This window comes from Microbacterium yannicii (genome assembly GCF_024055635.1).
In the GTDB taxonomy this organism is placed as follows: domain Bacteria; phylum Actinomycetota; class Actinomycetes; order Actinomycetales; family Microbacteriaceae; genus Microbacterium; species Microbacterium yannicii.
The window spans coordinates 115,333-129,813 of sequence record NZ_JAMXMB010000003.1; the positions used below are offsets into that span (position 1 = coordinate 115,333).

A 14,481-nucleotide genomic window follows, 5' to 3' on the forward strand; every position below is an offset into this window, starting at 1 on the left:
ACACATCCGCGGGCGCGCAGGTTCGATCCTCTGGGGTGAGACCAACCCCCCTGGAGGAATCGTGAAGGCTGTGCTGAACGGCGTGGTGATCGCCGAGGCGGACAAGGACGACCTTGTCCGCATCGAGGGCAACTGGTACTGGCCGCCGGTCGCGGTCGCGAAGGGCGCCCTGATCGAGAGCGCGACGCCTTACACCTGCCCGTGGAAGGGCGAGGCGCAGTACTTCAGCGTGCGCGTCGGCGAGCACGAGCACACCGATCGCGCCTGGTCGTATCCGAGGCCGCACTCGAGCGCCGTGACGCGTGTGGGGGCCGATTTCTCGGGCTACGTCGCGTTCGACCGCGCCGTCCAGATCGCCGACTGAGCGGTCGCCGCGCACCCGACGCGCGGCGGGCCCCTCCGGCTCGCCTAGCCTGGAGGGGACATGGCACATCTTCTGGGGGCCGAGGCCCTGCACCTGGAGTTCCCGACGAAGGTCGTCTTCGACCGGGTCTCGCTCGGCATCGACGAGGGCGATCGCATCGGCGTCGTCGGCCGCAACGGCGACGGCAAGTCGAGCCTGCTGGCGATGCTCGCCGGCCGGCTGGAGCCCGATGGCGGCCGGGTGACGGTGCGTGGCGGCATCCGTGTCGGAGTGCTCGACCAGGCCGACACGCTCGACGACACGCTCACGGTGCACCAGACCGTCGTCGGGGATCGTCCCGACCACGAGTGGGCCGGCGATCCCCGGGCGCGGGATGTGATCGCCGGGCTGCTGGGCGACCTCCCGTGGGACGGGCCGGTAGCCGGGCTGTCGGGCGGTCAGCGGCGGCGCGTGTCGCTCGCCACGCTGCTGGTGGGCGACCACGACGTGCTCTTCCTCGACGAGCCCACGAACCACCTGGACGTCGAGGCGATCTCGTGGCTCGCCGCGCACATCAAGGGGCGATGGCCGGCGAACCAGGGCGGGCTGCTGGTCGTGACGCATGACCGCTGGTTCCTGGACGAGGTGTGCAACACCACCTGGGAGGTGCACGACCGCATCGTCGAGCCGTTCGAGGGCGGCTACGCGGCCTACATCCTGCAGCGGGTCGAGCGTGACCGCCAGTCCGCCGTCATCGAACAGCGCCGGCAGAACCTCGCCCGCAAAGAGCTGGCGTGGCTGCGCCGCGGCGCACCGGCGCGCACGTCGAAGCCGAAGTTCCGCATCGACGCCGCGAACGACCTCATCGCCGACGTGCCCGAGATCCGCGACGCGACCGAACTGCGCTCGCTCGCGGTCTCGCGCCTCGGCAAGGACGTGGTCGACCTTCTCGACGCCGCAGTGGCATATGACGGGCGCGAGGTGCTGCATCCGGTCGAGTGGCGGATCGCCCCCGGCGAGCGCACCGGCATCCTCGGCGTCAACGGCGCGGGCAAGTCGACCCTGCTCGGGCTGGTGTCGGGCGATGTCGAGCCGACCGCCGGACGCGTCAAGCGCGGCAAGACCGTGAAGGTCGCCACGCTCACGCAGCGCCTCGACGAACTCGAGGAGCACCTCAACGATCCGGTCCGCATCGTCATCTCCCGTCTGCGCACGACGTACACGTTCGGCGCCGGATCGAAGGCCCAGGAGCTCACGCCGGGCCAGCTCCTGGAGAGCATGGGCTTCCAGAGCGCCCAGCTCTCGACGCCGGTGAAAGACCTGTCCGGCGGTCAGAAACGACGGCTGCAGCTGCTGCTCATCCTCCTCGAGCAGCCGAACGTGCTCATCCTCGACGAGCCGACCAACGACCTCGACACCGACATGCTCGCCGCCATCGAGGACCTGCTGGACTCCTGGCCGGGCACGCTCCTCGTCGTGTCGCACGATCGGTACTTCATCGAGCGGGTCACCGATCAGCAATACGCGATCCTCGACGGACACCTTCGCCACCTCCCGGGCGGGGTCGACGAGTACCTGCGGCTCAGGGCCCGCTCGCTGAGCGAGCGCGACGAGACGAAGCGCACGAGCGGGACGGATGCCGCGGCCTCGGCGTCGGCCTCGCCCGCGCTGTCGGGCGCCGAGCTGCGCGCCGCGCAGAAGGAGGTGTCTGCGCTCGAACGGCGTCTGGAGAAGCTCGAGTCGCAGATCGGCGCGGCGCGCGTCGCGCTCGCCGACCACGATCAGTCGGACTACGTCGGCCTGGGCGCTGAGATGGCACGGATCACCGGGCTCGAGAACGAGCGCGACGCGGTCGAGGAGCGCTGGTTCGAGCTCACCGAGCAGCTCGGCTGAGCCCGACGGGGCGTGAAAGATCCGGGCAGAATCGGCGAGATCCGCGGCTGGGTGCGCTGATCTGCTCGATTGAGCCCGACGCTTTCACGGCGTCGTGTCGAAGCCGAGGCTGAGCTTGCGCAGCAGGCCGGCGAGGCGCTCGCGATCGCCGCGCGAGAGCGTCTCGAGCAGCAGCGCCTCGGCGTCGACGAGACGCGTGATCGCAGCATCGACCCGGATCTTCCCCTCGTCGGTGAGGGTGACCAGGACGCTGCGGCCGTCGTCCGGATCGGCCTCGCGGCGCACGAGCCGGCGGCCCACCAGACGATCGATGCGGTTGGTCATCGTGCCGCTCGACACCAGGGTCTGCTGGAGGAGCTGCTTCGGGCTGAGCTGAAACGGCTCGCCGGCGCGTCGCAGGGCCGACAGCACGTCCCACTCCCACGGCTCGAGCTCGCTGCGGCGGAATGCGTCGCGCCGGGCACGGTCGAGATGACGCGACAGCCGATCGACGCGCGAGAGCACGCCGAGGGGCGAGAAGTCGAGGTCGGGGCGCTGCGTCGTCCACGCCTCGACGATGCGGTCCACCTCGTCGCTCTGCCCCGTCATCCCCCCATTATCGGGGCAGCCGTCCCGCCCGAAGCAGGTGGCACCGTCTGGCAGACTTGACGGGCGGCTCCCGGCACCTCGGAACGCCGTGGTCCGCCGTGGTGTAATGGCAGCACGACAGCCTTTGGAGCTGTGAGGCCCAGGTTCGAGTCCTGGCGGCGGAGCATGATCGACACCCCCCGCGACAGCGCTCTCGCCGTCATCGTCCTCGCCGCCGGCCAGGGCACCCGCATGAAGTCGTCACTGCCGAAGGTGCTGCACCGGATCGGCGGCCGCCCGCTGGTGGGGCACGTGCTCGACCACGCGCTCGCCCTCGCGCCGGAGCGCGTGGTGGTGGTCGTCCGGCACGAGCGGGACCTGGTCGCAGGAGCCGTCGTGGATGCCGCACCGGGCGTCATCGTGGTCGACCAGGACGAGATCCCGGGAACAGGCCGCGCCGTCGAGATGGCCCTCGACGCCCTCGACGACTTCGTGGGCGATGTCCTGGTGCTGAGCGGCGACGTGCCGCTCCTCGAGGCCGACACCCTCGCCGCCCTCCTGCGCGGCCACCGCGACGGCGCCGTCGCCGCGACGGTGCTCAGCGCGGCGCTCGATGATGCGACCGGGTACGGCCGTGTCATCCGCGACGCCGACGGCGCGGTGGCGCGGATCGTCGAGCAGAAGGATGCGACGGCGGACGAGGCATCCGTCTCCGAGATCAACGCGGGCGTCTACGTCTTCCAGGCGGCGGCGCTTCGCACGCAACTGGCGCTCGTCGGAACCGCGAACGCGCAGGGGGAGAAGTATCTGACCGACGTCGTGGCACTGCTGCGCGGCGACGGCCTCGCCGTGGCGGCGCTGACCGCTCCGGATGCGGTGGCCGCGCTCGGCGTCAACGACCGCGTGCAGCTGTCCGAGGCCGCGCGCCTGCTCAACGCGCGCACGGTGCGTCGCTGGCAGCTGGAAGGCGCGACCATCCTGGACCCCGCGACGACGTGGATCGACGTCACAGCGACGCTCGCCCCCGACGTCACGGTGCTCCCGAACACCCACATCCTGCGCGCGACGACGATCGCGTCGGGCGCCACGGTCGGCCCCGACACGAGCCTGGTCGACTGCGAGGTGGGCGAGGACGCCACGGTCACCCGCACCGACGCGACCCTCGCCGTCATCGGCGCGAAGGCGACTGTGGGCCCCTTCGCCTACCTCCGGCCGGGCACGTACCTCGGCGACCGCGGCAAGATCGGCACCTTCGTCGAGACGAAGAACTCCACGATCGGCGAATCGAGCAAGGTGCCCCATCTGTCGTACATCGGAGACACCACCATCGGCCGCGGCGTCAATCTGGGCGCCGGTGCGATCACCGCCAATTACGACGACCTGGCCAAGCACCCCACCGAGATCGGGGACGAAGTGCACACCGGCTCGCATAACGTCTTCGTGGCGCCCGTTAGGATCGGAGACGGCGCGAAGACGGGGGCGGGGGCGGTCATCCGCAAGGATGTGCCGGCCGGTGCTCTCGCTCTCAGCGTCGCCCCTCAGCGCAACGTCGAGGGTTGGGTCGAGAAGAACAGACCGGGTACCGGAGCGGCGGACGTCGCCGCCAAGGCCCGCAGCGCACAGAAGGCGGACGATGGCGCGCAAGAAGAAGACCGTTGAACTCGACCGGGCGAACGACATCGCCCCCGGACTCGTCGCCAAGACGAAGAAACGGCTCGTCATCGCGCGCGGCAGCTCGCACCCCGAGCTCGCGGCGCAGGTCGCCGAGCAGCTGAGCACGGAGCTGGTCCCGACCGAGTACCGCACCTTCGCGTCGGGCGAGATCCTGACGCGATTCGAGGTCTCGATCCGCGGCTGCGACCTCTTCCTCATCCAGAGCTTCGGCCCACCGGTCAACGAGTGGATGATGGAGACCCTCATCATGCTCGACGCCGCCAAGCGGGCGTCCGCCAAGCGCATCACCGTCGTCGCGCCCTACTTCCCCTACTCGCGACAGGACAAGAAGGGCCGCGGCCGCGAGCCGATCAGCGCCCGGCTCGTCGCCGACCTCTTCAAGACGGCCGGCGCCGACCGGATCATGAGCGTCGACCTGCACGCCGCGCAGATCCAGGGCTTCTTCGACGGCCCCGTCGACCACCTGTTCGCCAAGCCCGTGCTGCTGGAGTACTTCGAGAACACGCTCAGCGAAGCCGACCGCGCGCGCCTCACCGTGGTCTCACCCGACACCGGGCGCGTGCGCGTCGCCGATCAGTGGTCCGACAGCCTGGGCGCGCCACTGGCGATCATCCACAAGCGCCGGGACCCGAATGTCGCCAACCAGGTCACCGTCAACGAGATCGTCGGCGCGGTCGACGGTCGCGTCTGCCTGCTGGTCGACGACATGATCGACACCGGCGGCACGATCGTGAAGGCGGCCGAGGCGCTGAAGGCCAACGGTGCGACCAAGGTGATCGTGGCCGCGACGCACGCGATCTTCAGCGATCCGGCGGCGACGCGGCTGCAGAGCCCGGCGATCGACGAGGTCGTCGTGACCGACACGGTGCCGATCCCCGACGAGAAGCGGTTCCCGAGCCTTACGATTCTCCCTATCGCGCCACTGCTCGCACGCGCGATCCACGAAGTGTTCGAAGACGGCTCCGTCACCAGCATGTTCGACGGGGCGGCCTGACGCCGGCACCGGGTCGGAGCACCGGCACCGCGGCGGCGACGGAAGGACGAAGCATCCATGACGCAGCCGCCGAACCCCGCACCGCTCGATTCCGCATCGTTGACCCAGGCGCGCCTGACCGTCGCGCGTCCGTGGGCGCTGCCGGTCGACGAGGTGCTGGAGCATCTCGAGGCTGACGCCGGGGGACTGGACGCCGCGGACGCTGCGGCACGTCTCGAGATCGCAGGTCCCAACCGCCTGCCCGAGCCGGCGCGCAAGCCGGCTGTGCTGCGCTTTCTGGCCCACTTCAACGACACCCTGATCTACATCCTGCTGGGCGCCGCCGTCATCAAGGCGCTCATGGGGGACTGGCTCGACTTCTGGGTGATCATGGTCGTCGCGATCATCAACGCGGTGATCGGCTACATCCAGGAGGGGCGGGCCGAGAAGGCACTCGCCGGCATCCGCGGGATGCTGTCGGCCGATGCCAGCGCGCGGCGCGACGGCGGCTGGGTCACCGTGCCGGCCGCCGACCTGGTTCCCGGCGATGTCGTGCGGCTCATGCCCGGCGACAAGGTGCCGGCCGACCTGCGGCTGCTGCAGGCGTTCCAGCTGCGCATCGACGAAGCGGCGCTGACCGGGGAGTCCGTCCCGTCGTCGAAGACCACCGACCCGGCGGCGCCCGAGGCGGGCGTCGGCGACCGTGGTTCGATGGCGTTCTCGGGCACCATCGTGAGCGCCGGCCAGGGCCGGGGGCTCGTGACCGCGACCGGATCCGACACCGAGCTCGGCCGCATCCAGAGCCTCGCCGACGAAGCCGAGTCGCTGGCCACCCCACTGACCCGGCAGCTGGACAGCTTCGGCCGCGTGCTCACTGTCGTGATCCTGGCGATGGCCGCCATCATGATGTTGATCGGGCGTTTCGTGCACGGGATGCCGTATCCCGAGCTCATCTCGGCGGCCATCGGCTTCGCGGTGGCGGCGATCCCCGAGGGGCTGCCGGCACTCGTGACGATCACGCTCGCGATCGGCGTGCAGCAGATGGCCCGCCACAACGCCATCACCCGGAAGCTTCCCGCGGTGGAGGCGCTCGGCTCGGTGACCACCGTGTGCTCCGACAAGACGGGCACGCTCACCCGCAACGAGATGACCGTGCGGCACATCGTGACACCGCTCGCCGAGTACGACGTCACCGGGCTCGGCTACGTGCCCGAGGGCGAGATCGTCCGCGCGGGCGCGGGCGCGGGCGCCGGCGCGGGGTCCGCCGCCGTCGAGGCCGGCGCGCCGACCGACCGCGGCGACCTGGCGGCGCTGCTGGCGATCGCGACCCTCTGCAACGACGCACACATCGTCCGCGGCGACGACGGCGCGTGGAGCCTGGTGGGCGAGCCGACGGAGGGCGCCCTGAAAGTCGTCGCGATGAAGGGCGGCGTGGGCAGTGCCGGGGGCCGCCGGGTAGCCGTCATCCCGTTCGACTCCGCCAACAAGCTCATGGCGACCCTCAACGAGGGAGCCCGATCCGGTGGTGCCGCGGGCGAGGTCTCGCGGGCGATCCTCGTCAAGGGTGCACCCGACCGCCTCCTTGAGCGCTCGCTCACACAGCGCGGCGCCGACGGATCCGAGCCCCTCGACCTCGTCCGCTGGAACGCGGCGATCGAGAGGCTGAGCTCACAGGGACTGCGTGTGCTCGCGGCGGCGCGCAAGCCGGTGCGGCCGACGACGGAGGAGTTCGCGCTCGACGACCTCATCGACCTCGAGTTCATCGGCCTGTGGGGCATCGTCGACCCGCCTCGGCCGGAAGCGGTCGAGGCCATCGCGGACTGCCACACCGCCGGCATCCGGGTGAAGATGATCACCGGCGACCACGCCGGCACCGCCCTCGCCATCGCGCACGAGATGGGACTCGCGAGCGCTGACGCGGAGGTGCTGACCGGCGCGGAGCTCGAGGCCCTGACGCAGGAGCAGCTGCGCGAGGTCGTGCGCGACGTCGACGTGTACGCGCGCACGAGTCCCGAGCACAAGATCCGCATCGTGCGCGCGCTGCAGTCGCACGGCGAGGTGGTCGCGATGACCGGCGACGGCGTCAACGACGCTCCCGCGCTGACGCGGGCCGACGTCGGCATCGCGATGGGCATCAAGGGCACCGAGGCGACCAAGGAGGCCGCCGAGTTCGTGCTGGCCGACGACAACTTCGCGACGATCCGCGGCGCGATCGCCGAGGGCCGTCGCATCTACGACAACCTGCGCAAGTCGATCGTGTTCCTGCTTCCCACCAACGGGGCGCAGTCGCTCGTGATCCTCGTCGCCGTCCTGTTCGGACTCGCGCTGCCCATCACGAGCGTGCAGGTGCTGTGGGTCAACATGGTGACGGCGGTGACGCTCTCCCTCGCACTCGCGTACGAGCCGGCCGAGCGCGGCATCATGCGCCGGCCGCCGCGCGCCACCGGGGGACCGATCATCGATCGCCGCGAGCTCGGCTTCGTACTGGTGGTGTCGCTCGTCATCGGCGGCGCCGCGATGGGCGTCTTCTACGGCGTCGTCGCCACCGGCGCCGACATCGAGGTGGCGCGCACCGAGGCGGTGCTCATGCTGGCGCTCGGACAGCTCGCCTACCTGTTCAACTGCCGGTTCCTGAGCCGCTCGAGTCTCACTCTCGACGTGCTGCGCGGCAACCGAGCGGTGTGGTGGTCGGCCATCGCGCTCATCGTGCTGCAGGTGATCTACACGTACGTGCCGTTCATGAACCTGCTGTTCGACTCGCGGCCGCTGGCCGCGGCATCCTGGATCCTCCCCATCGTGGTGTCGATCGGCATCTTCCTCGCGGTCGAGGCGCTCAAGGCGGTGCTGCGGGCGCGGGCCGGCTCATCACCTGCGATCGACACGCTCGAAGCCGGCTCATAGGAGTCGTTGGCAGGATCTCTCCCAGACGCTCCGGCGTCGCCATCCGCACCGACCCGAGCCGACCCGAGCCAGGAGGACCGTCATGATCCGCACCGCACTCGCTTCCCGCCCCGTCCGAGCCGGAGCGGCGCTGACCGCCGCCGCCGGCATCGCCCTCCTCGCCGGCTGCGCGCCGCAGGCCTCCGAGGCCGAAGAGCCGGCCACGCCGGAGGCCTCCGAGACCACGGGCACCTCGGACGGCACCGGCACAGGCGCGTCCGGCTCCGGCTCGTACGCCGACGGCACGTACACGGCCGACGGCTCGTATGCGACGCCCGAGTCGGTCGAGACGATCGCGGTCACCGTGACCCTCGAGGACGACGTCATCACGACCGTCAAAGTCGCCGGCGACCCGCAGAAGCGCGAGTCGGAGCAGTTCCAGGGCCAGTTCATCGGCGGGATCGCCGACGTCGTCGTCGGGCACGACATCGACGACATCCAGGTCAGCCGCGTGGCGGGATCGTCGCTCACCAGCGGCGGCTTCAACGACGCCATCGAGACCATCAAGTCCGAGGCGGCGAAGTAGGCCGTGAGCGCGGCGCCGGACTCCTGGCGCTTCGACGCCATCGGCACGACATGGGAGATCGTCACCGAGCATCGTCTGCCGGCGACGGTGCGTGACGAGGTCGCCGCCCGCATCGACGACTTCGATCGCGAATGGTCGCGATTCCGCACCGACTCGGTGGTGAGCGCGCTGGCGCGGACGGGAGGGGCCGTGCCCGCGCCGCCGGATGCCGTTCCGATGCTGGAGGCCTTGGCGGCGCTGTCAGCCGCGACGGCAGGGGCCGTCAACCCGCTCGTCGGGGGATCGCTCGACGCCCTCGGCTACGACGCCGCGTACACACTCCGTGATCGCGAGCCGGCCCCCGCGCCCGCCGGATGGCAGCAGCTGCTGACCTGGCGGGACGGGCTCCTCGCGCTCAGCGAGCCGACGACGATCGACGTGGGCGCCCTCGGCAAGGGCCGCCTCGTCGACCTCGTCCTCGGCACCCTCACGTCCACCGTGACGGGCGACATCACGGTGGACGCCGGCGGCGATCTCGCGGTGCGTGGGCGGCCGCAGCGCATCGGGCTCGAGCATCCCTTCGATCCGCGTCGCGCCATCGGCGTGTGGGAGGTGACGGATGCCGCGCTCTGCGCGTCCGCGGTCAACCGGCGCTCGTGGCCGTCGGCGACGGGATCCACCACCCTGCACCACGTACTCGATGCCCGCACCGGGCAGCCGGTGCGGGCGATCGCCGCGACGTGGGCCGTGGCGGCAGACGCGATGACGGCCGACGCCGTCGCGACGGCGCTGTTCTTCGACGGCGGCCCCCGCCTCGCCCACGAGTGGGGCGTCGAGTGGGTGCGTATGACGACGGATGGCCGCGTCGAGTGGTCTCCGGGCTGCCGCGCCGACCTGTTCGTTCGACCGAATAGCCTGGAGCAGTGACCGACCCTCGCCCCGAACCCCTCGCCGGACACGTCGTCGCGGTGGCACGCGACGACGCGCATCGCTTCAGCAAGCCGACGCGCGAGAGCATCACCCTCATCGCCGGCATCGGCGTCGAAGGCGATGCCCACGCCGGCACCACCGTGCAGCACCTGTCCCGCATCCGACGCGACCCGACGACGCCCAATCTCCGCCAGGTGCACCTGATCCACGCCGAGCTGTTCGACGACATGGCCGAACGCGGTCACGAGGTGCACGCCGGGGCGCTGGGTGAGAATGTCACCACCGCCGGCATCGATCTGCTCGGACTCTCGCGCGGCACACGACTCGCTCTCGGCGCGGAGGCCGTGGTCGAGATCACCGGTCTGCGCAACCCGTGCGTCCAGATCGACGGCATCTCCGAAGGGCTGATGAAGGAGCTCGTCCACCTCGATGACACCGGCGCGACCGTGCGCCTCGCCGGCGTCATGTCGGTCATCTTCGAGGGCGGCGTCGTGCGCCCGGGCGACGACATCCGCGTCATTCCCCCTGCCGGCCGCCCCGAGCCCCTGCAGCCGGTCTGAGCGCATGGGAACCCTCACCGCCGTCTGGAACCGCATCTTCGCGGTGCTCGGCCGCCTGTCGATGTACCGCCTGGTGTACTTCGCGCTCGCTGCGCTCGCCGTCGTGGCATTGCTGCTGTCGTTCTTCGGCCTCGTCGGCCCTGACCCCCTGCAGCTCGTCGTGACCCTCGCGGTGCTCTCGGCCGTGTGCGTGGGGGTGGATGCCGCGGCCCAGCGGGTGCTCAACCTGCCCTGGCGCCTGGAATCGTCGCTCATCACGGCGCACATCCTGCTGTTCGTGCTGCGGCCGACGCTCGAGCTCGTGGGACTCCTCGGGATCGTGATCGCGGCTGCGGTCGCCTCGCTGTCGAAGTACGTGCTCGCGTGGCGTGGACGCCACATCTTCAACCCGGCGGCGGTGGGTGCCACCGTGCTGACCCTGCTGAGCCTGGTGTGGCCGGATCTCGGCGCGTCTTCCTGGTGGGTCGGCACCCCGGCACTCGCCGCACCGGTCATCCTCCTGGGCCTCGCCGTGCTGGTGCGCACCGAGAAGCTGCGCATCGTCGCGGTGTTCCTGGTCTTCGCGGTGGCGGTCGCGGTCTTCCGCACCGCGGCGCAGTACCAATCCGCCGGCCTGGAGATCGATGCGCTCGACCTGCTCTGGCCGATCCTCTGGTCGTCGCCGTTCCTCTTCCTCGGCGCGTTCATGCTCTCCGAACCGCTCACGCTCCCGCCCCGCCGCTGGCAGCAGCTGACCGTTGCCACGGTGGTCGGCGTGCTGGCCGGGTGGCCCATCCCGCTCGGCGACATCACGCTCGGCCAGGAGCGTGCCCTCCTCGTCGGCAACCTCGTCGCGTTCGCCTTCGCGGTGCGCACGGCGGTGCGCCTCACCCTCGTGTCGCGCGCGGAGCCCACGCCGAACGTTCAGGAGCTCACGTTCCGGGTGCACGACCGGCTCGCGTTCCTTCCCGGCCAGTACCTCGAGCTCGAGGTGCCTCATCGCCACCCGGACGCCCGCGGCACGCGACGCGAGTTCAGCATCGCGTCGGCACCGGAAGACCTGCCCCTCTTGAAGGTCGCGTTCAAGGAGGGCAAGACCACCAAGGCGCAGAGCTCGTACAAGAAGGCGCTCGCCGAGGTGGAGCCGGGCGACGCGCTCGCCATCACCGGCGTCTGGGGCGATTTCCTGCTGCCCAAGCGCGATGCGGCGCCGATCCTGATGGTGGCCGCAGGCATCGGCGTCACGCCGTTCGTGTCGCAGCTGCGCCACGCACAGGCGTCGGGCCTCGACCGGGACATCGTGCTCGTCTACGTCGCGTCGGACTCCTCAGAGCTGGCGTACCGCGACGAGATCGCGGCATCCGGAGCCCGCGTCATCGTGTTCACCCGCGATCGCCCCGCCGACCTCCCCGACCACTGGACGTGGGCGAAGGGCGTGCGCCTCGATGCCGACGGCCTCCTGCGCGTCGTGCCGGACATCTCATCGCGTCACGCGTACATCTCGGGCCCGGCGGCGCTGATCGCCGATCTGGCGCCGGCGCTCGAGCGCGCGCGCTCGATCACGACGGACGCCTTCAGCGGCTATTGACCCCGGCGCTCACGCCGGGTCGGCCGGGCGAGCCGGCAGACGCACCTCGAACGTCGTGTCTCCGGGTGCGCTGTCGACACGGATGCTGCCGCCATGGGCATCGACGATGGCACGGGCGATCGAGAGGCCCAGGCCGGTGCCGCCGGTCTGTCGCGCCCGCGAGCGGTCGGCGCGCGAGAAGCGCTCGAACAGCTCGTCCCTGATCGACGGATCGATGCCAGGACCGTCGTCGTGGACCCGAAGGACCGCCGTGCCGTCGTCACGGGCGACGCTCACGGTGACCGTGGTGCCCGCGGGCGTGTGCGTGCGGGCGTTGGCCAGGAGGTTGGCGGCCACCTGGTGCAGCCGTCCGGTGTCGCCGGCGACGAGCACGGGCTCATCGCCCACCTCGAGCACCCACTCGTGGTCGGGCCCGGTGGGCCGCGCATCGCCCACGGCGTCGATCACGAGCCGCGTCAGGTCCACGGTGCCGTAGACGAGCTCCTGCCCCTCGTCGAGGCGCGCCAGCAGCAGCAGGTCCTCGACGAGCGACGTCATGCGCAGCGACTGCGCCTGGATGCGCTCGAGCGACGCCTCGGTGGTCTCGATGGTCGCCGCTTCCGGTCCCCGAGCTAGTCGAGGGGCACGGCTGAGGGCCTTCAGCGACAGCTCGCTGTAGCCGCGGATCGACGAGAGCGGCGTGCGCAACTCGTGGCTCGCATCGGCAACGAATGCGCGCATGCGCTCCTCGTTGCGCTGGCGGGCGGTGAGCGACTCGTCGACGTGATCGAGGAGCGTGTTCAGCGCTTCGCCCACGCGGCCGACCTCGGTGCGCGGGTCGGCCTGGCGGGCGGGTACCCGCTCGGCGATGGTGACCTCGCCCTGGTCGAGCCGCTGCGTCGACACGCGGGCCGCCGTGTCGGCGACAGCACGCAGGGGTGCGAGGCCGCGGCGAATGGTCCAGGCCGTGGCCACGGCGAGCAGGAGCAGACCGCCGGCGGTGAGGAGGCCGATCGTGATGAGCATCCGCGTGAGAGTCACGGCGACGTCATCTCTGGACAGCCCGACGAGGGCGTACGTCGCACCTGCCCGTACGGGTTCCACGCGGTAGGTTCCGCGGTCCTCGACAGTCACGACGAGCTGATCGCTCTGGCCATTCAGGCTCTCGCTGATCTTGTCGATCTCGTCGGCATCCAACTCGACGACGCCTTGGGTGGTCATCACCGCGGCGGTCGGGACGTGGGGAAGGGTCTGGATCGCCAGGAAATAACCCGGTGGCTGCGGCTGCTGGGTCAGGATCTCCTCGGCAGTCAGACCGCTCGCCCCTGCTTGCGCCAGCACGATCGATGACCGTCGCGCCGCCGACTGCACGTTGTCGTTGAGCTGCTGCTCCAGCACCTGGCTGAGGATCGCGCTGGTCGCCACCGCCACGAGCACCATGATGAAGGAGGTGATGGCCACCACCGTCACGATGAGCTTCCGCTGCAGCGTCCACGGTGCGCGCCGGGCGACCTTCGCGTCGGCGCCGGTCGAGCCGGACCCTGCATCGCCGCCGTCCCCGAGTGGAGACGCGTCGGTGGGCGCGGTTGCGTCCGGCGCGGCATCCGTCCCGTTCTTCCCGGGAGCCTGCGCGCGGGGCTCGTCGGTCACTGGGGCGCCTTGATCATGTAGCCGACGCCGCGCACGGTGTGGATGAGGGGTTCGCGGCCGGCGTCGATCTTCTTGCGCAGGTACGAGATGTAGAGCTCGACGACGCTGGAGCGCCCACCGAAGTCGTAGTTCCAGACACGGTCGAGGATCTGCGCCTTCGAGACCACGCGACGCTGATTGCGCATGAGGTAGCGCAGCAGTTCGAACTCGGTCGCCGTGAGCTCGATCTCCTCGCCCGAGCGCTCGACCTCGTGGCTGTCCTCGTTGAGGGTGAGATCGCCCACGCGCAGGATCGGCTCGGCTCCCGCGGCGTGGGCGGTGCCTGCCCGGCGCATGAGGCCGCGGAGCCGTGCCACGACCTCCTCGAGGCTGAACGGCTTCGTGACATAGTCGTCACCGCCGGCGGTGAGGCCGGCGACGCGATCGCTCACGGCGTCCTTGGCGGTCAGGAACAGCACCGGCACGTCGTCGCCCGACTGACGCAGCCGCTGCAGCACGGCCATCCCGTCCAGGTCGGGCATCATGACGTCGAGCACCATCGCGTCGGGCTCGAACTCGCGTGCGGACTGCAGAGCCTCGAAGCCCGAGCCGGCGGTCCGCACCTCCCACCCTTCCATCCGCAGCGCCATCGACAGCAGGTCGGTGAGCATCTGCTCGTCGTCCACCACGAGCACGCGGAGGTTCGAGCCGTCGGGACGCAGCAGGGCGGGTGAGGGGTTGGTCATGCGTCCATTGTGGACGCCTTCCTATGCGGTTCCTATGGCGCCCGCTATGCGCGCGCTGTGAAAACCCGGCCGCCTCCGAGGCGCGAGGAAGCGGCAACGCATAACCGCTTCATAAGTGCTGCTTGCAGAGCGCATCACCGCTATTCGTAGCGTTCCCCTCGACGGCCGGCATTCC

The 14,481-nt window shown here is 70.6% G+C and carries 12 protein-coding genes and 1 tRNA gene; 10 read left to right on the forward strand and 3 right to left on the reverse strand.

Features of this window, described 5'->3' with window-relative positions; translation table 11 throughout:
- Positions 1 to 61: 61 nt before the first annotated feature.
- A complete protein-coding gene (locus NCG93_RS00820; protein ID WP_194413550.1) occupies positions 62 to 364 on the forward strand; it encodes a DUF427 domain-containing protein in 303 nt (100 codons plus the stop codon).
- A gap of 60 nt (positions 365 to 424) precedes the next feature.
- Positions 425 to 2,236 (forward strand): ABC-F family ATP-binding cassette domain-containing protein, encoded by a 1,812-nt coding sequence (locus NCG93_RS00825; RefSeq protein WP_194413551.1) that lies wholly within the window; start codon positions 425 to 427, stop codon positions 2,234 to 2,236.
- A gap of 84 nt (positions 2,237 to 2,320) precedes the next feature.
- On the opposite strand, the gene NCG93_RS00830 is transcribed toward NCG93_RS00825, so the two are convergent.
- Positions 2,321 to 2,824, reverse strand: coding sequence for a MarR family winged helix-turn-helix transcriptional regulator (locus tag NCG93_RS00830; protein WP_194413552.1), 504 nt, complete (start codon positions 2,822 to 2,824; stop codon positions 2,321 to 2,323).
- A 92-nt stretch (positions 2,825 to 2,916) separates the two neighbouring features.
- Here NCG93_RS00830 and NCG93_RS00835 point away from each other — a divergent pair.
- From NCG93_RS00835 to NCG93_RS00870, 8 genes are all read left to right on the forward strand, one after another.
- Positions 2,917 to 2,988 (forward strand) — tRNA-Gln (locus NCG93_RS00835).
- A 1-nt stretch (position 2,989) separates the two neighbouring features.
- The gene (gene glmU / locus NCG93_RS00840; RefSeq protein ID WP_194413553.1) at positions 2,990 to 4,462 is read left to right on the forward strand and encodes a bifunctional UDP-N-acetylglucosamine diphosphorylase/glucosamine-1-phosphate N-acetyltransferase GlmU; all 1,473 of its coding nucleotides are present in this window, start codon (positions 2,990 to 2,992) and stop codon (positions 4,460 to 4,462) included.
- Positions 4,437 to 5,471, forward strand: coding sequence for a ribose-phosphate diphosphokinase (locus NCG93_RS00845; RefSeq protein ID WP_194413554.1), 1,035 nt, complete (start codon positions 4,437 to 4,439; stop codon positions 5,469 to 5,471). Before glmU ends, NCG93_RS00845 begins: the two co-directional genes overlap by 26 nt.
- Before the next feature lie 57 nt (positions 5,472 to 5,528).
- Positions 5,529 to 8,351 (forward strand): HAD-IC family P-type ATPase, encoded by a 2,823-nt coding sequence (locus tag NCG93_RS00850; protein ID WP_194413555.1) that lies wholly within the window; start codon positions 5,529 to 5,531, stop codon positions 8,349 to 8,351.
- 82 nt (positions 8,352 to 8,433) lie between these two features.
- On the forward strand, positions 8,434 to 8,916 hold the full coding sequence (locus NCG93_RS00855; protein WP_194413556.1) for an FMN-binding protein: 483 nt from the start codon (positions 8,434 to 8,436) through the stop codon (positions 8,914 to 8,916).
- A 3-nt stretch (positions 8,917 to 8,919) separates the two neighbouring features.
- Positions 8,920 to 9,822 carry an FAD:protein FMN transferase gene (locus tag NCG93_RS00860; protein WP_194413557.1) on the forward strand — a complete coding sequence of 301 codons (903 nt, stop codon included), beginning with the start codon at positions 8,920 to 8,922 and terminating at the stop codon, positions 9,820 to 9,822.
- On the forward strand, positions 9,819 to 10,385 hold the full coding sequence (locus tag NCG93_RS00865; protein ID WP_252787394.1) for an MOSC domain-containing protein: 567 nt from the start codon (positions 9,819 to 9,821) through the stop codon (positions 10,383 to 10,385). The genes NCG93_RS00860 and NCG93_RS00865 overlap by 4 nt, the downstream gene beginning before the upstream one ends.
- A 4-nt stretch (positions 10,386 to 10,389) precedes the next feature.
- Positions 10,390 to 11,952: an FAD-dependent oxidoreductase gene (locus tag NCG93_RS00870; protein ID WP_194413558.1), complete on the forward strand. Its 1,563-nt coding sequence runs from the start codon at positions 10,390 to 10,392 to the stop codon at positions 11,950 to 11,952.
- A 9-nt stretch (positions 11,953 to 11,961) separates the two neighbouring features.
- Here NCG93_RS00870 and NCG93_RS00875 read toward each other — a convergent pair whose 3' ends face one another.
- Positions 11,962 to 13,371: a sensor histidine kinase gene (locus NCG93_RS00875; RefSeq protein ID WP_194413820.1), complete on the reverse strand. Its 1,410-nt coding sequence runs from the start codon at positions 13,369 to 13,371 to the stop codon at positions 11,962 to 11,964.
- A 206-nt stretch (positions 13,372 to 13,577) separates the two neighbouring features.
- On the reverse strand, positions 13,578 to 14,306 hold the full coding sequence (locus NCG93_RS00880) for a response regulator transcription factor (RefSeq protein ID WP_284444970.1): 729 nt from the start codon (positions 14,304 to 14,306) through the stop codon (positions 13,578 to 13,580).
- Positions 14,307 to 14,481: the final 175 nt, after the last annotated feature.

Bases quoted from the DNA above. Each gene is read 5' to 3' on its own strand.
- NCG93_RS00875 (WP_194413820.1), bottom strand. From the start codon at position 13,371: ATGGTGCTCGTGGCGGTGGCGACCAGCGCGATCCTCAGCCAGGTGCTG.
- NCG93_RS00855 (WP_194413556.1), top strand. From the start codon at position 8,434: ATGATCCGCACCGCACTCGCTTCCCGCCCCGTCCGAGCCGGAGCGGCG.
- NCG93_RS00850 (WP_194413555.1), top strand. From the start codon at position 5,529: ATGACGCAGCCGCCGAACCCCGCACCGCTCGATTCCGCATCGTTGACC.
- NCG93_RS00870 (WP_194413558.1), top strand. From the start codon at position 10,390: ATGGGAACCCTCACCGCCGTCTGGAACCGCATCTTCGCGGTGCTCGGC.
- NCG93_RS00880 (WP_284444970.1), bottom strand. From the start codon at position 14,306: ATGACCAACCCCTCACCCGCCCTGCTGCGTCCCGACGGCTCGAACCTC.
- glmU (WP_194413553.1), top strand. From the start codon at position 2,990: ATGATCGACACCCCCCGCGACAGCGCTCTCGCCGTCATCGTCCTCGCC.
- NCG93_RS00830 (WP_194413552.1), bottom strand. From the start codon at position 2,824: ATGACGGGGCAGAGCGACGAGGTGGACCGCATCGTCGAGGCGTGGACG.
- NCG93_RS00825 (WP_194413551.1), top strand. From the start codon at position 425: ATGGCACATCTTCTGGGGGCCGAGGCCCTGCACCTGGAGTTCCCGACG.
- NCG93_RS00845 (WP_194413554.1), top strand. From the start codon at position 4,437: ATGGCGCGCAAGAAGAAGACCGTTGAACTCGACCGGGCGAACGACATC.